Source organism: Pseudomonas nabeulensis (assembly GCF_004682045.1).
Classification (GTDB): Bacteria; Pseudomonadota; Gammaproteobacteria; order Pseudomonadales; family Pseudomonadaceae; genus Aquipseudomonas; species Aquipseudomonas nabeulensis.
In genome coordinates this window covers 21329-39096 of sequence record NZ_QUZT01000018.1, presented here as the reverse complement: position 1 = coordinate 39096, position 17768 = coordinate 21329, and the positions used below count along the sequence as shown (strand labels likewise).

The window sequence follows — 17768 nt, the reverse complement described above, 5'->3', positions numbered from 1 at the left end:
GGCGTTTAACCCATGGCAAACCCCTACGCCGAGCTGTTTCAGGTGCCTGGCGCTCGTGCTTTTGTACTGGCCGGCATGCTGGCGCGCATGCCTGTGTCCATGACCGGTATCGGCTTGATCACCATGCTGTCCCAAGTGCACGGCGGCTACGGCCTGGCGGGTTCGGTGGCGGCGGTATTTGCCTTGGCTACGGCGTTTTGTGCGCCACAGGTTTCGCGCTTGGTGGACCGGTATAGCCAGGGGCGGGTATTGCCCATCGCGGCGCTGATCGGCGGCGGGGCATTGTTATTGCTGTTGCTGTGTACTCGCTTGCAGGCGCCGAACTGGACGCTGTTCCTGTTCGCGGCAGTGGCCGGCTGCATGCCAAACATGTCGGCGATGGTGCGGGCACGCTGGACCGAACTGTATCGCGGTCAACCCAAGCTGCAAACCGCATTTGCCCTGGAATCGGTACTCGACGAGGTGTGCTTCATCATTGGTCCGCCGATGTCGGTGGGGTTGAGTGTGGTGCTGTTCCCCGAAGCGGGGCCGTTGGTTGCGGCGTTGCTGCTGGCGGTGGGTGTGACCACGTTTGTGTTGCAACGTGAGACCGAGCCGCCGGTGCATGAGCATCACGAACATCACAGCGGTTGGCTGATCGCTTCGCCTTCGGTGTTGATCCTGATGATCCTGCTGTTGGCCATGGGCGTGATCGTTGGCGTGGTCGATGTGGTCAGCGTGGCGTTCGCCCAGCACCAGGGCCAGCCGGCGGCGGCAAGCATTGTGCTGTCGGTGTACGCCATTGGTTCATGCCTGGCCGGGTTGGCCTTCGGCACCCTCAAGCTCAAGGCGCCGTTGGCCCGACAGTTTCTGTTCTGTGGCGTGGCTACTGCGTTGACCACTTTGCCGTTGCTGCTGGTCACCAACATTCCGGGACTGGCGGCGGCGATCTTTATCTCCGGCCTGTTTTTCGCCCCGACCCTGATCGTATCGATGGCGCTGGTGGAGCGGGTTGTGCCACCGAGCCGCCTCACCGAAGGCATGACCTGGCTGATCACCGGCCTCAGCATCGGTGTAGCGATCGGTGCCGCCAGCTCCGGTTGGATGATCGACCACTTTGGCGCCACCAGCGGGTTCTGGGTGGCGCTGGTGGCGGGAGCGGTGGTGATGGGGTCAGCGGTGTTGGGGTATCGGCGGCTGGGCTGATCAGCCAAGTGCCGGACACGTATCCGCGCTGTGATGTTGCAGAAACTCGTTCAGTGCCTGGCGAGTCAGGTCGTTGAGTGTCACTTTCTTGCGGGTCGCCGCCAGGGCCGCCGCCAGGTGCAGGTCGTGGCCGACGCGAACATTGAAAGAGCCTTTACAAGGTTTTTCGGGTGTTTGCCCCAGCGCCTGGCAGGTCGCGAGGTAGTCTTCCACCGCTTCGCGAAATGCGGCGTCCAGCTCCGCGACGGTTTTGCCTTCGTAGCTCACCAGTGCCTTGATGAACAGCACTTTGCCGAACAGGCAGTTGTCTTCGAGGCTGGCTTCGATGGAGCCGATGTAGCCATTGTGTTTCAGTTGGTTGTTCACTGAATCAGTTCTCCTGATTTCAATTGTTCGATGATCTGGCGCCGAATGTAGTGTTTCAGTTCGTTGCCGGGGTGAGGCTTGTGCAGGGTGATCATTGCACTGGGGTCGCCGATGTCGAACTTGACCCGGCTTCCCGCCCCCTCAATCTGTGTGTAGCCCAGTCGTCGCAACAGCGTAACGAGTTCGGGCCAGGTAAATGCCATATGTTCATTGAGCAATTTGGCGAGCAGCTTTTCATTTTTGGACACGGCGTTCCCTGCGTGTAACTAAATGTAGTTGCAAAAAGTGGTGTCCGTCAATGCTAGCTCGGGTTTGCGTGGTTTTCTCGGGATTGATGTAACCCTTGATGACACCCCTCCCGGCCTCCCACCTCGCGCTAATTTTTCCTCGCTCGATTCGTTTTATAGGGACGACGTGCCTTTGGAGTGGAGCGACATGACCGTATTGTTGGAATTCAACGTTTCTGCGTTGTTGAGCGAGCGGGGCAGCTTGCCATTGTTAATCGAGGCGCCCGAGGCTGGCCTCGGCTTGATGGACGTATTCGCCGAGCTGAAACCTTTGGTGGAGCAGCACCTGCCTCAGAGTGGCGGGATTTTGTTCCGCGGCTTTGAGGTGGGAGGCGTGGATGAGTTTCGCCTGTTCGCCCAATCGTTCGGTCACCCGTTGCTCAATTACGAGTTTGGTTCCACGCCCCGCAGTAACGTGACCCAAGGGGTGTACACCTCGACTGAATACCCGGCACACCAGAGTATTCCGCTGCATAACGAGCAGGCCTACACCCTCGAATGGCCGATGAAGATCTGGTTCTACAGCGTGGTTGCCGCACAGACCGGCGGTGAGACGCCCATTGCCGACAGCCGTGAAGTCTACCGCCGTATGCCCGAGTACATCCGTCAGCGCTTTGTCGAAAAGGGCCTGATGTATGTGCGCAACTATGGCAACGGCCTGGATGTCGGCTGGGAGCAAGTCTTCAATACCGATGACCGCAGTGTGGTGCAAGCCTATTGCCAGGCCCATGCCATTGAATGGGAATGGAAGGACGACGGTGAGTTGCGTACCCGCCAGGTGTGCCAGGCCGTGGCCATTCACCCCTCTACCGGGGACCGGGTCTGGTTCAATCAGGCCCATCTGTTTCACGTTTCCAACCTGCCGCAGGAAGTGCGCGAGACGTTGCTCGAAATCGTTGACGAGGAAGACCTGCCTCGTAACGTCTACTACGGGGATGGCTCGCCGATCGAGGCCCAGGTACTCGATGAGGTTCGGCGGGTGCTGGATAGCTGCGCCATCAGCTTTCCCTGGCAGGAGGGCGATGTGCTGATGTTGGATAATATGCTGGCCGCCCACGCTCGTTCGCCCTTCACCGGGCCACGCAAAGTGGTGGTGGCGATGGCCGAGGGGCATACCGAACAACCGCGCTGAACCTTTGGCCAGGTGCCCGTGCAGCAGCGCCTTGCGGCGCTGCATGCAGACGGTCGCTCTGTGGTCCTCCTGTCTAAATTAGCCCCTTGCTTGATCGTTCTACTGAAAACGCCTTGGCCCGCAGGCCTGGCCGCAGATCAGTAAGGACGGAATGCAATGAACACCCAGGATTCACTTCGGCTCGCTCGCCGTTTCATCGAGTTGCCTGCCCAGAAGCGGTCTTTGTTTCTTAAGGCCCTGGAGGCGGAGAACGTCGACTTCTCGCTTTTCCCCATTGCGTCCGATGTGCAGGTGGCTGACCGCGATGCGTTGTCGTACGCCCAGCAGCGTATGTGGTTCGCCTGGCAGCTGGATCCGCGTAGCAGTGCGTACCATTTGCCCATGGCGGTCAAACTGCACGGCGCGTTGGACGTGGACGCGCTGAAAAGTGCGGTTGATGCTCTGGTGATGCGCCATGAAAGCTTGCGTACGGTGTTTCGCGAGCAGGCAGACCAAGTCGTCCAGCATGTCGTTGAGGTGAGTCAGGTCGGCATTGAATTCATGGATTTCTCCCAGGAGCAGGGGGCCGAGCGTGACGCGCGGATCGACACCCTTGCCAGGGCCGAGGCGCTGGCGCCCTTCGATTTGGTGAGTGGTCCGTTGCTGCGCATCAAACTGCTGAAAAAAAATCACGAGGAACATCTGCTGCTGGTCACCTTGCACCACATCGTCGCCGATGGTTGGTCGATGGGTGTGCTGATCGATGAACTGGTGCGCCTTTACGAGGCCGCGAGCATGGGGGAGGACGCAGGGTTGTCGGCCTTGCCGATTCAGTACCGCGACTATGCACTCTGGCAGCGCAGCTGGCTGGAGGCCGGTGAGCAGGCGCGGCAATTGGGTTACTGGTTGGACAAGCTGGGTGACGAGCATCCGGTGCTGCAATTGCCTGCCGACTTTTCGCGGCCCGCCAAACCCGATCATCAGGGTGAGCGGTACGGGGTGGACATCGATCCGCAATTGGTGGCGCAACTCAGGGATGTTGCACGTAAGCACAACGTTACCCTGTTTATGTTGCTGCTGGCCTCTTTTAGCCTGCTGCTGTACCGCTATACCGGACAGAACATCCAGCGAGTCGGGGTGCCTATTGCCAACCGCCACCGCCCTGAAACAGAAGGGTTGATTGGTTGCTTTATCAACACTCAGGTCCTGCATACGGTCGTCGATCCCGTGATCGATACGGCCGAGCTGTTGCGTCGTGTCAAGGCCAGCGCCATGGAGGCGCAATCGTTCCAGGACCTGCCGTTCGAAAAGCTGGTGGAAGCGCTCAACCTGGATCGAAGCAACGCCCATAGCCCGTTGTTCCAGGTGCTGTTCAACCATCAGTCGAACGTGACCGATATCGGGACGATCAACACCCGCTCCGGGCTGCTGCTGGAAAAACTCGCCCTGCCCAAGACCACCGCACGCTTTGACCTGGCCCTGGACACCGTCGAAAACGACGGCCAGTTGCAGGCCGCGTTTACCTTTGCCACCGAGCTGTTTGCACGGCCCACCATTGTTCGCCTGGCGGAGCATTGGGTGCGCGTATTGCACGGTCTGGCGCAGGATTCTGCGATGCCCATCGGTGAGTTTTGCCTGGGCGATGCAGTGCCGGTGGTGCCTGCGGCGGACTGGCTTGAGCCCCAGTTGGGCGTGCACGAGTTGATCGAGCAGTTTGCCCGGCAGTTTCCCGAGCGCCTGGCGGTAGTCCATGAAGGGCAGTCCCTCAGTTATGCCCAACTGAATCGCCAGGCGAGCCAATTACAGCAACAGTTGCTGGCTGCCGGAGTCTTGCCGGAGCAGGCTGTTGGTGTGGTGGCTGACCGCTCCCTTGGCATGGTGGTGGGCATGTTGGCAGTGCTCAAGAGTGGCGCGGCCTACGTGCCCTTGGAACCTGATCAGCCAGAGCAACGCCTGGCCTTCATGCTCCGGGACGCGGCCGTCGTTCAGGTGCTGGCTCCTGGCGATTGGGAGGGGGCGTTACCGGAGGGAGTGCAGGCCATTGCCTTCGACCGGATCGAGCAGACGGCAATCGAAGCGCTGCCTGCACCCGTGGCGCCTGGCAACCTGGCGTACATCATCTACACCTCTGGCACCACTGGCACGCCCAAGGGCGTTGCGGTTACGCACGGTGCGCTGGTCAATTACATCCAGGCCGTGTCCTTGCGCTTGCCCATCGCGGATATCCATCACCTTGCAATGACTTCCACGCCCGCCGCCGACCTTGGCCATACGGTGTTTTACGGTGCGCTGTGCAACGGCAAATGTGTGCACCTGTTGAGCAGGGAGCGGGTCCTGGACGCCGACGCGTTCGCGGCCTATATGAATGAACATTCGATCGATGCACTGAAAATCGTGCCCTCGCACCTGGATGCGATGCTGTCGGCCAACGCCAGTGCCGAGGTGCTGCCGCGCCAGTGCCTGATCCTGGGTGGGGAAGCCTGCTCCGAAAGGTTGTTGGCGCGTATTGCTGGATTCGCGCCGCAGCTTGCGGTGATCAATCACTACGGCCCGACCGAGTCCACCGTGGGGGCCTTGACCACGCCGCTGGTAATGGGCCAACCGCCGCATCTGGGGGCTGCGCTGGATAATGTGCGGGTCGAGGTGTTGGATGCCAGCCTGTTGCCGGTGCCCGGCGGTGCCCAGGGGGAGCTGCATATCGCCGGGGCGGGCCTGGCCCGTGGTTATGTGGGGCAGCCGGGTTTGACGGCACAACGTTTTGTACCGGACCCCTTCGGCCCGGCGGGTGCGCGCATGTACCGTACCGGGGATTTCGTGCGCCGCGACGCGGTCGGTGCCTTGCGGTTTATCGGGCGCATGGATCACCAGGTGAAAATCCGTGGCTATCGAGTTGAGCCAGGGGAGGTCGAGCAGCGTTTGCAGGGCCTGCCGGGGGTCAGGCAGGCCTTGGTCCGGGTAACGGGCGCCCCGGATGCGCCGCAATTGGTGGCTTATGTGGTTGCCAGCCAGGCGCTACCGGACGAGGCGGCGGTAAAGGCGGCCCGGTTGGCGCTGCAACAGGCCCTGCAGGGGTTTGTGCCGGATCACATGATTCCGGGGCATATCCTGTTCCTGGACGAAGTGCCGTTGACGGCCAACGGGAAAGTCGACGCCAGTCGCTTGCCGGTCTGCGGTTTCGGGGGCGATGAGCCGCAGTACGCGGCGCCGGTCACGCAGCAGGAGAAGCTTCTGGCGCAAGTCTGGCAAGACGTGCTCGGCGTTGAGCGTGTCGGCCTCGGGGACAATTTTTTCGCCCTGGGCGGGCATTCCTTGCTAGCGACGCAAATTGTCTCTCGGGCCCGCCGCCAGTTGGGCCTGGATATTCCTTTGCGACTGCTGTTTGACAGCGCTGACCTGGGCAGTTTCTGCGCCGCCGTTACCGGCCAGGCTGGGGTTGATGACGCGCCGATACGGCAACTGGATCGCCAGCAGCTGCTAGCGGTGTCCCATGCCCAGCATCGGCAATGGCTGTTCTGGAAAATTCACCCGCGCAGCGCGGCTTACAACACTCCCATGGCCGTGCGTATCAGTGGTTCGCTGGACACGTTGGCCCTGCAGGCTGCGTTCGATGCGCTGGTGGCCCGTCATGAAAGCCTGCGCACGGTATTTGTCGAAGAGCAGGGCGTGCCCTACTTGAAGCCACTGCCCAGCGTACGGGTGCCGCTGGTCAAAGCGTTCATCGGTGCGTTGCAGGGCGAGGCACTGGAGCGACGGTTGCAGGAAGAAACCCAGCAACCCTTCGATCTGGCGAATGGTCCTCTGTTACGCCTCAACTTGCTGCAAGTGAGCCCCGAAGAACACTTGCTGTTGCTCAATCTGCACCACATCGTGTCCGATGGATGGTCCATGAGTGTCATGGTGCGCGAATGCATCGCCAGCTATAACGCCCAGGTTCTGGGGCAACCCGTGCCTGTGCTGGCACCGCTGACGGTGCAATACGCCGACTATGCCACCTGGCAGCGCGAGCGCCTCGAAGAGGGGCAGATGCACACACAGCTGGGTTATTGGAAGGCCCAGTTGGAAGATGATTTCAGCGTACTGGAATTGCCAGCCGACCGTGTGCGGCCACAGATCCAGAGCTACTGCGGCGGGCGCGTCGACGTGCGCCTGCCCGCCGAACTGGCCAGCGGTCTGCGCCGTCTGGCGGTAAAGGCCAATGCCACGTTGTTCCATATCTTCCTGGCCTCTTTCGGCCTATTGCTGGCGCGCTACAGCGCGAACGAAAAAATCAACATCGGCGTGCCGGTCACCAATCGCAATCGCCTTGAGCTCGAAGGCTTGATCGGCTTTTTCGTCAATACCCTGGTGGTGCGGGTGGGCGTGGACTTTGCCGCGACCTTTGATCAGTTGCTGGCGTCGGTCAAGGAAACCAGCCTGCAGGCCCAGGCCAACAAGGACATTCCCTTTGACGTGCTGGTGGAGGAGCTGGGCCCGGAGCGAGGCCTGGGGCATAACCCGCTGTTCCAAGTGATGTACAACCACATGCGCGACCTGGGAGAACAAGTCACTGGGCAGAGCCTGGCCGGGGTCAGCGCCGAGGAAATCGACCTGGTGGAAGGCACGGCACAGTTCGACTTGTCCCTGGACACCGTTGAACGCTCTGACGGTGTGCTGGCCACGTTCGTGTATGCCAGTGACCTGTTTGACCATGCCCGCATCGAGCAGATGGCCGCGCACTGGCTGAACCTGCTACAGGCACTGGTGGTGCAACCGCACACAAGCGTAGACCGTCTGCCGCTGTTCCTGCCCCACGAGCAAGCGCGCCTGGAACAGGACTGGTGCCAGGGCCCAGCCACTGTGCACCTGGCCGATACCGCCGTGGCGCGGTTATTCGAAGCCCGGGTCCAGGCACAGCCCCATGCGCCTGCATTGCTGATGGGCGACACCCAACTGAGCTATGACGAGCTGAATGGCCAGGCCAACCGTTTGGCTCACAAGCTGCGCGAATGGGGGGTTGGTCCGGAAGTACTGGTTGGGGTCGCGGTGGAGCGCAGCCTGGAAATGGTGGTCGGCCTGCTGGCCATCCTCAAGACCGGTGGTGCGTACGTGCCTCTGGACCCGGACTATCCTCGCGAACGTCTGGGCTACATGATGCAGGACAGCGGGATTGTCTTGTTATTGACCCAGACCGGCCTGCAACAGCAATTGCCGATACCCGAAGGGCTGCCCAGCCTGTGCCTCGATCAGCCGGGTGACTGGTTGGCCGATTACGACGCGGGCAACCTGTCCACGTACATCGACCCGCAGTCCCTGGCCTATGTCATGTACACCTCCGGCTCCACCGGACGGCCCAAGGGTGTGGGCATCAACCAGGGTTCCTTAAGCCTGCACGCCCAGGTCTCGCTGGGTTTTTTCAACCTGTCGGCCAGCGACCGCATCCTGCAGTTCGCGACGTTCAATTTCGACGGGTTTGTCGAGCAGCTCTACCCGGCGCTGATCTGTGGCGCATCGGTGGTGATTCGCGGGCCGGCGCTATGGGACAGCGAAACCTTCTACCGCGAGTTGATCGACAAAGACATCAGCGTGGTCGACCTGACCACGGCCTACTGGTTCATGCTCGCCAAGGATTTCGCCGCCCAGGGCCCACGGGACTATGGGCGCCTTCACCAGTTGCACGCGGGCGGCGAGGCCATGCCGCCGGAAGGTGTGGTGGCCTGGAGACAGGCGGGGCTTGGGCATGTGCGTCTGCTCAATACCTATGGGCCCACCGAAGCCACCGTCACCGTCACCGCCCACGACTGTACGGCGTTTGCCGCAGCCGACAGTGTTGCACCGCCGGCCCTGATGCCCATTGGCAAGGCCCTTGGCGGGCGCTCCATCTACCTGTTGGATAACAGTGCCGGCCTGACGGTCCCTGGTGCCATCGGAGAACTGCAGGTCGGCGGCGGGCTGTTGGCGCGGGGTTATCACAACCGTCCGGCGCTGACGGCTGAGCGCTTTATTCCCGACCCGTTCAGTCCGCACGGCGGGCGTCTGTATCGCACCGGCGACCTTGCCCGTTACGTCGATGATGGGGTGATCGAGTACGTCGGTCGTATCGACCATCAGGTGAAGATTCGTGGCTTCCGTATTGAACTGGGGGAAATCAGCGCGCGCTTGCTGGAGCACGCGTTGCTTGCCGACGCCCTGGTTATCGACATCGATGGCGTACTGGGCAAGCAATTGGTGGGTTACCTGGTGCCGGCCGATCCGGCGATTCTGCATGCCGATACCGAGGTGCAGAACGCGCAGTTGGGGCGTATCCGCGACGATCTTCGCAGCAGCCTGCCGGACTACATGGTTCCCGCTTACCTGATGTGGATGTCCGGGTTGCCCCTGACCCCCAATGGCAAGCTGGACCGCAAGGCGCTGCCAGCCCCCGACACCCGACAGATGCAGGCGCGCTATGTCGCACCACAAACCGACCTGGAACACCAGCTGTGCGAGATCTGGGCCATGGTGCTGCGAATCGAGCGGGTCGGCATGCAAGACAACTTCTTTGAATTGGGTGGCCACTCCCTGCTGGCAGCCCAGGCCATCTCACGAATCAACACTCAACTGGGTATCGATATGCCAATTCGCCAACTGTTCGAAACACCCGTCCTGAGTGAATTTTCACGCGCGCTGGAGAGTGCCGGCCGGTCGCTGACCGATGAAGGCTTGTCGGATATCGAGCGACTGATGAACGAAATGACGGAGGCTTGAACATGGATAAGACTACCGCTGAACGGATTGCCAAGCGCTTCGTCGGCCTGCCACTGGAGCAGCGTCGCCAGATCCTGGAAAAAATGCACGCCACCGGCCAGAGCTTCAAACTGCTGCCCATTGCCGCCACTCGCCACGACGTGGCTCGTATCCCCTTGTCATACGCCCAGCAACGCATGCTGTTCCTGTGGCAACTGGAACCGACCAGTTCGTTCTACAACATCCCGATGGCGGTGCGCCTGACGGGCGCATTGAACGAGGCGGCCCTGGCCGAGGCGCTCGCGTCGCTGGTGCAGCGGCATGAAACCCTGCGTACGCGGTTGGTCAGCGAGGACGGTGAGTTCTACCAGCAAATCCTTGAGCATTCCGACGTGAGCCTGGAGCATGCGCAGGTCGATGCACAGGCGAACATTGAAGCATTGGTCAAGGCGGAACTGCGCCGCCCGTTCGACCTGCTCAACGACCCGTTGCTGCGGGTCAAGTTGTTCCGCGTGGACGCTACCCATCATGTGTTGACGGTGTGCATGCACCACATCGTCAGTGATGGGTGGTCCAGCGAACTGATGATCGAAACCTTCGTGCAGTGTTACGACGGCCTTGTGAGCGGGCGGACCGTGGAGCTGGCACCCTTGCCGATCCAGTACGCCGACTACGCCATCTGGCAACGCGCCTGGCTCGAGGCCGGCGAGGGCGAGCGCCAATTGCAATACTGGCAGCAACAGTTGGGGGGCGAGCAGCCGGTGCTGGAGCTGCCCCTGGATCGCCCGCGTCCGGCCCAGGCCAGTTACAAGGGGGCCGTGGTCAGGGCCGATGTGCCCGTCGCGCTGTCGGCAAGCCTCAAGGCCCTGGCACAGAAGAACGGCCAGACCCTGTTCATGCTGATGCTGGCGGCGGTGGCCGTGGTGTTGTCGCGCCATAGCGGGCAGTCGGACATCCGTGTCGGCGTGCCTAACGCCGGACGCAATCGCAAGGACCTGGAAGGCCTGATCGGCTTTTTCATCAATACCCAGGTCATGCGTGTGCAGGTCGATGAGTGCGCCACGTTCAATGGCTTGCTGGAACAGGTCAAGGCGGTGGTAGGCGGTGCCCAGTCGCATCAGGAACTGCCGTTCGAACAGTTGGTGGACGCCCTTGCGCCGGAGCGCAACCTGAGCCACAACCCGCTGTTCCAGTTCAAGCTCAACCAGAATGTCGCGGGCGAAGCCAGCAGTGCCGATACACGCAAGACCTTGAGTGGACTGAGTGTGGAAGAGTTCCCGCTCAGTGGTGCCGATGCACGGTTTGACCTGGCATTCGACTTCAGCGACAGCCCCCAGGGCATCGAGGGCTATTTCACCTACGCCACCGACTTGTTCGACGCGCCGACCATCCAGCGCATTGCCGCGTCGTTGCAGCAGGTGTTGCAGCAGTTGGCGCAGGCACCTGGCAGCCGTTTGCTCGATCAGCCGCCGATGGCCTCGACAACCCTGCAAGGCGACGTCGCCACCTTCGCACATCAAGATTTTCTCGGGCTGTGGCAACAGGCGTTGGCGACAGCGGGCGACCAGCCCGCGTTGCGTTGCGGTGCCCAGGTCGTCAGCTATCAGCAGTTGGAGCGCCATGCCAACCGATTGGCGGCGTACCTGCGCGAGCAGGGCGTCGGCGTTGGCTCTTTGGTGGCCTTGTCCCAGGAGCGCTCCATCGAGTGGGTGACCAGCATCCTCGCCGTGCTGAAAACCGGCGCGGCCTTCCTGCCCCTGGACGGTGCCCAGCCGGCCGAGCGCTTGGAGCAGTTGCTGGTGGACAGCGAGGCAGCGTTGTTGATTCGCCCGTTGGGTGATGAGGCCTTGGCCCGGTTGGACGCCTGCCCGGTACTGGCCTTCGACCCGTCCATCTGGCGTGAATGCAGTGACGCAGCGGTGAGTGTAGACGTACTGCCACAGCAAACCGCTTACGTGATCTACACCTCGGGCTCCACCGGCCAGCCCAAGGGTGTGGTCCTCAGCCATCAGATGTTGGCCAACTACCTGCAAGGCGTGCTGGACCGTCTGCACGTGCCGGCAGGCGCCAGCATGGCCATGGCGTCGACGGTGGCGGCAGACCTGGGGCACACCATGCTGTTTGGTGCATTGGCCTCCGGTCGCCTGTTGCACCTGCTGTCCAAGGACCACGCATTCGACCCCGATAGTTTTGCCGCCTACATGAGCGAGCACCAGGTCGACGTGCTGAAAATCGTGCCCAGCCACTTGCAGGGGCTGTTGCAAGCCGCCACCCCCGGGAATGTGCTGCCTCGGCAATTGCTGATAGTGGGGGGCGAGGCATGCCCTTGGTCCCTTGCGCAGAAGGTGCGCCAACTGCGCCCCGATTGCCGGGTGGTCAACCACTATGGCCCGACGGAAACCACGGTCGGCATTCTCACCCATGAAGTGGGTGACACCCTGGCCGGCTACCGCAGCGTGCCAATCGGCCAGCCGCTGGCCAACAGTTGCGTGCGGGTGCTGGACGGCGGGCTCAACCCAGTCCCCGAACGGGTGGCAGGCGAGTTGTACCTGGGCGGGCAGGGCGTCGCCCACGGCTATCTGGGGCGCGCAGCCCTGACCGCCGAGCGCTTTGTGCCAGACCCTGAGGCGCGGCATGGCGAGCGACTGTATCGGGCTGGCGACCGCGCCCGAATCGAACAGAGGCGGGTGGAGTTCCTGGGGCGGGCCGACGAACAGGTCAAGATCCGTGGCTATCGGGTTGAACCGGGGGAAATCGCTGAATGGTTGCGCCAACTCGACGGCGTGCAGGACGCCGTTGTCCTGGCGCAAGCGTTGGACAGCGATCCCGAACGCCTGCAACTGGTGGCGTACTGCGTAGCTGCCGATGGTGTCAACGCCGTGACCTTGGCTCCACAGTTGCAGGCGCGACTGCCGGACTACATGGTCCCGGCCCATATCCTGCTGTTGGAGCGGTTGCCACTGACCCCCAACGGCAAGTTGGACAAGCGTGCCCTGCCCAAACCCGAAGTGACCAGCCGTCCCTATGTGGCGCCGGTAGGCGACGTTGAAGAAAAGCTCGCCAACGTCTGGGCCGACGTACTCAAGCTGGATCGAGTGGGCACCAGCGACAACTTCTTCGAACTGGGCGGTGATTCGATTCTCAGCCTGCAAATCATTGCCCGTGCCAAGCGCCAGGGCATCAAGATCACACCTAAGCAGCTGTTCGAGAAACAGACCGTCGGCTTGCTGGCTCAGGTGGCCAGGCCGGTCGAGGAAAAGCCCCGTGCGGCGTCGGTATCATCGGTGGCAAGCGGCGTGGTGCCTCTGTTGCCGATCCAGCAGCGGTTTTTCCAGGCGCCCATCCCTCAGCGCCAACGCTGGAACCAGTCTGTCTTGCTGACCCCGGGCGAGCGCTTGAGCGCGTCGGCCCTGGAGGCTGCCTTGCAGGCTGTGGTTCTGGCACACGATGCCTTGCGCCTGCGCTTCAGTGAACAACAGGGGCAATGGCGAGCCGAGTTCCAGGCACCCAAGGTATCGACCCTCCTGTGGCATAACACCCTGGACGACGCGGCCCACCTGACCAATGCCGCCGACGAGGCCCAGGGCAGCCTGGACCTTGAGCAGGGGCAACTGGTGCGCGCAGTGCTGTTTGACCTGCCGGACGGCCAGCAACGCTTGCTGGTGGTGATCCACCATCTGGTGGTGGACGGCGTGTCATGGCGCGTTCTGCTCGAAGACCTGCAAACGGCTTATCGCCAAGCGAGTCGGGGCGCGCCAGTGGTTCTGGCGGCCAAGACCGGTTCTTTCCAGGAATGGGCAGAACATCTGAGCCGTTATGCCAGCAGTGACACCCTGGCGGCGGAGCGCGACTATTGGCTCAATGCCCAGGGAGAGGGCGGCCAGGAGTTGCCCTGCGATTCAGCCGACGGCGCCATGACCACTCTGCAGGCCGCCCGTGTCACCTCGCGGCTGGACAAGGGGTTGACCCATCAACTGCTCAAGCTGGCGCCGGCGGCGTATCGTACCCAGGTCAACGACCTGCTGCTCACCGCCCTGGCCCGTACGCTGTGCCAGTGGAGCGGGCAACCTGGGGTGAGCATTGCCCTGGAAGGCCATGGCCGCGAAGACTTGTTCGACGACATCGACCTGAGCCGTACCGTGGGTTGGTTCACTAGCCTGTTCCCGGTTCGGCTCACGCCCCACGCCGGCGTCGGCGACAGCATCAAGCACATCAAGCAGCAGCTGTGGCAAGTGCCCCACAAGGGCATTGGCTATGGCGTGCTGCGTTACCTGGGAGGCGAGGACTACGCCAGCCAGCTGCGGGCCTTGCCCGAGGCGCGGGTGACCTTCAATTACCTGGGGCAGTTCGACGGCAGCTTCTCCCCCGACCAGGGCGCGCTGTTTGTGCCGGCCAGTGAAGACTGCGGTCGCCGCCAGGACGACCATGCACCGCTGGGCAACTGGCTGAGCATCAATGGTCAGGTCTACAACGGCGAGTTGGTCCTGGACTGGACTTTCAGCCGGGACATGTTCCGCGAAGAAACCCTGCAACACCTGGCCAGCGCCTATGAGCAGTCACTCAAGGAGGTGATCGAGCATTGCCTGGATGAATCCAACCAGGGCGTCACGCCGGGCGACTTCCCCCTGGCGCGCCTGACGCAAGCACAATTGGATCGCCTGCCAGTCGCCGCGCGGGACATTGAGGACATCTACCCGTTGTCGCCCATGCAGGAAGGGCTGTTGTTGCACACCTTGCTGGAGCCGGGCTCGGGCATCTACATGATGCAGTACTGCTACCGGGTAGAGCATGGCATTGATGTACCCGCCTTCATGGAGGCATGGAAGGTGGTGGTTGGGCGCCATGAGGTGCTGCGTACGTCGTTCAATTGGGACGTCAGTGAGCGCATGGTGCAAATCGTTCATCGTCGACAGGAGCCTGTCATTCGGTTCTATGACTGGCAGCACATCGACAGTGCCGACTATGAAAGCACACTGGCCGCCGAATTGGCCGAGGAGTTGCGCCAGGGCTTCGACCTGGCCAGGGAGGTGCCATTCCGTCTGCGTCTGATCCAGCTGGCGCCGGAACGCTTCGGTTTTGTGTTCAGCAACCACCACGTGCTGCTGGATGCCTGGTGCCGGATGGGCATCGTGGACGAGTTCTTCAAGGTCTACGAAGGCCTGCTCAAGGGTGAGCAGGTTCAGTTGCCGGTGCCGTCGCGCTATCGCGACTTTATCGCCCTGCTTGAAGGTTGGGACCAAGATGCCTCCAAGGCATTCTGGAGCGACAACCTGCGCGGGTTCGAACGGCCGACGCCGTTGCCGTTCGACCACACCATCAACCGTGAGCAGGGGGAGGCGACGGTCGACGACCGCATTGTCTACTTCAGCCACGAACAGAGCGCGGCCCTGGCCCAAAAGGCCCAAGCGGCCCAGCTGACCGTCAACACCCTGGTGCAGGGCGCCTGGGCAATGCTGTTGCAACGCTACAGCGGTGAGCGTGACGTGCTGTTCGGCATCACCGTGGCCGGCCGCCCGGTGGAGTTTCCGGAAATGCAGGCGACTGTGGGGCTGTTCATCAACAGTATCCCGTTGCGTGTGGCCGTGCCGGGTGCAGGCTCCAGCCAATCTGCCAAGGCTTGGTTGCAGGCGATGTTCGAACACAACCTGGACCTGCGTGAGCATGAGCATCTACCGCTGGTGACCATCCAGGGCTGCAGTGAAATCGGTGCCGGCCAACCCTTGTTCGACAGCCTGTTTGTGTTCGAGAACGCCCCGGTGGAGTCCAGTGTCGGCGTGCAGGCGGCCAGCATGAACGTGCAGGCAGGCACCTCGCGTACGCACACCAACTATCCGATTACCGTGGTGGTATACCCCGGCGAGGTGTTGGGCTTGCACCTGTCCTACGACCAGCGCCTGTTCGAGGCGGCAACCATCGAAGCCTTGCTGGCTGACTTCCAGGCCACGTTGCTGACCCTGGCCGAAGGTTTGGACCAACCGTTCCACCAACTGCCGGCCTTGACCCGGGACTTGGCTGGAAGCGACGCCGTGCCGCCTGCCCTGAGCCAGGGCTATGCTCGCTTGTTCGCGGCCAGTGCGCTGGAGCATCGCCAACGCGTGGCCGCCAGTAGCCAGGGCCGCAGCTGGCGTTATGAGGACCTGGATCGACAATCCACCCACTTGGCGCAAGCGCTGCAAGCCAACGGCATCGAAGCCGATGGACTGGTAGCGGTGTTGGGCGAGCGTGACCTGCCGTTGCTGGGCATGGTCGTCGCGACGTTCAAGGCGGGTGGGGGGTATCTGTCACTGGACCCGAGCTTGCCGGTCAAACGCCTGGTGGAGGTGCTGGGCTTGAGCAAGGCGGCGGTGCTGGTGTGCGACGCCGCATGCCAGCCGTTGGCGCAGCAGTTGCTCGACGGGCTCGCACAGCCGCCGGCGCTGCTGGTGTGGGAGCAGGTGCAGGCGCAGCCGTCATTCGCCAACCCCTTGCGTGGCATGCCGGAGGATGCCGGGCGTTTGTTGGCGTATGTGATCTTTACGTCCGGCTCCACTGGCGTGCCCAAGGGGGTGATGGTGGAGCAGGCCGGTATGCTCAACAATCAGTTGAGCAAGATCCCGTACCTGGGCCTGTCGTCGGCAGATGTCATTGCCCAGACCGCTTCCCAGAGTTTCGACATCAGCGTCTGGCAACTGCTGACCGCCGCCCTTTGCGGGGCGCGGGTGGAAATCATCGCGGACGCCATTGCCCAGGATCCGCAACGGTTACTGGAACACGTGCGCAGTAGCGGGGTCAGCGTGTTGGAGTGTGTACCGGCGATGATCCAGGCCGTGCTGGAACTGCCGGCGGTGCCATTGCCGGCCTTGCGCTACCTGCTGACCACCGGCGAAGCCATGCCGCCGGCGCTGGCGCGGCGCTGGCTGGAACGTTACCCGCAGGTAGAACTGATCAACGCCTACGGCCCGGCGGAATGTTCCGATGACGTGGCGTTGTACCGCGTACGCACAACCGGCGAGCAAGCCCATTTGCCGATTGGCACGCGCACCGACCACAACCGTCTGTATGTACTGAATGACCTGCTCGAACCCATGCCGGTGCGGGCAACGGGCGAGCTGCATATCGCCGGGGTTGGGGTAGGGCGTGGTTACCTGGGGGATCCGTTGCGCACCGCGTTGAGCTTTGTGCCGGACCCGTTCAGCGCCTGCCCTGGCGAGCGTCTGTACCGCAGCGGTGACCTGGCACGCCAGCAGCCGGACAGTGACGTGTTGGAGTACATCGGGCGTGCGGACTTCCAGGTGAAGATCCGTGGCTACCGTATCGAACTGGGCGAAATCGAGGCGCGCCTGCAAAGCCATGGGGCATTGCTCAACGTTGTCGTGGTGGATGTCGACGGGGCGGGAGGCAAGCAACTGGTGGCGTACTGCGTGCCTCGCGACCTCGCGTTGATCGACGCCGGCAACCAGGCGCTGGGCGAGCTGCGCACCCACCTGGCCGAGCATGTACGTGCCAGCCTGCCGGGTTACATGGTGCCGGCGCAGTGGGTGATGTTGGCAGCGCTGCCGTTGACCGCCAACGGCAAGCTGGATCGCAAGGCCCTGCCGCAGCCGGATATCAGCCAACTGCAGCAGGATTACGTGGCACCGGTCTCGGCGTTGGAGCAACAGATGGCCGCCATTTGGGCCGATGTTCTGAAAGTGCCCCAGGTTGGCCTGACCGACAACTTCTTCGAACTGGGCGGCCATTCGTTATTGGTGGTGCAAGTGGTGGTGCGGGTACGCGAACAGTTATCGATCGAGGTGAACCTGCGGGAGCTGTTCGAGCATTCCACCCTGGCGGCGTTCTGCCGCGTGGCAGCGGGCAAGCAAGACCAGAGCCAGACGATTCACAGCGAATTGGCTAAATCTTTGGAGGCCCTCAAACGTCTTACTACAGAGGAAATTGATGAGTTGATTTAGCGCTCCCTTGCGGGCACCGCATCCAGGCATTGCGGATGCCGTGCCCGCAGGCCGTGCCACCCAGGGTGGACGCTCATTTTCAGCATTCAAGGAGCCGGCAAAAGTCCGGCTTTTTCATGTGCTCAACACCCATGCGTGCCCCAGGCGTGTTGAGCCGATATCTTTGTAGGAGAGGTTCAAGTGCAA

General features: G+C 62.3%; 6 protein-coding genes. 4 read left to right on the top strand and 2 right to left on the bottom strand.

Annotated elements, in window-relative coordinates; all coding sequences use genetic code 11:
• The first annotated feature begins 12 nt into the window (after positions 1-12).
• Positions 13-1185 (top strand): MFS transporter, encoded by a 1173-nt coding sequence (locus DYL61_RS11910; protein WP_135308452.1) that lies wholly within the window; start codon positions 13-15, stop codon positions 1183-1185.
• Here DYL61_RS11910 and DYL61_RS11905 read toward each other — a convergent pair whose 3' ends face one another.
• Positions 1186-1551, bottom strand: a complete 366-nt coding sequence (locus tag DYL61_RS11905) for a type II toxin-antitoxin system HicB family antitoxin (protein WP_135308451.1) — start codon at positions 1549-1551, stop codon at positions 1186-1188. It lies immediately after the preceding gene.
• Positions 1548-1799, bottom strand: coding sequence for a type II toxin-antitoxin system HicA family toxin (locus tag DYL61_RS11900; RefSeq protein ID WP_038846635.1), 252 nt, complete (start codon positions 1797-1799; stop codon positions 1548-1550). Before DYL61_RS11900 ends, DYL61_RS11905 begins: the two co-directional genes overlap by 4 nt.
• Positions 1800-1986: 187 nt before the next feature.
• Here DYL61_RS11900 and DYL61_RS11895 point away from each other — a divergent pair, with 187 nt between their 5' ends.
• The 3 genes from DYL61_RS11895 (at position 1987) to DYL61_RS11885 (ending at position 17582) form a co-directional block, all read left to right on the top strand.
• The gene (locus DYL61_RS11895) at positions 1987-2970 is read left to right on the top strand and encodes a TauD/TfdA family dioxygenase (RefSeq protein ID WP_135308450.1); all 984 of its coding nucleotides are present in this window, start codon (positions 1987-1989) and stop codon (positions 2968-2970) included.
• Positions 2971-3126: 156 nt separating this feature from the next.
• Positions 3127-9672: a non-ribosomal peptide synthetase gene (locus DYL61_RS11890; protein ID WP_135308449.1), complete on the top strand. Its 6546-nt coding sequence runs from the start codon at positions 3127-3129 to the stop codon at positions 9670-9672.
• A 2-nt stretch (positions 9673-9674) separates the two neighbouring features.
• Positions 9675-17582, top strand: a complete 7908-nt coding sequence (locus DYL61_RS11885) for a non-ribosomal peptide synthetase (RefSeq protein ID WP_135308448.1) — start codon at positions 9675-9677, stop codon at positions 17580-17582.
• The last annotated feature ends 186 nt before the right edge of the window (positions 17583-17768 follow it).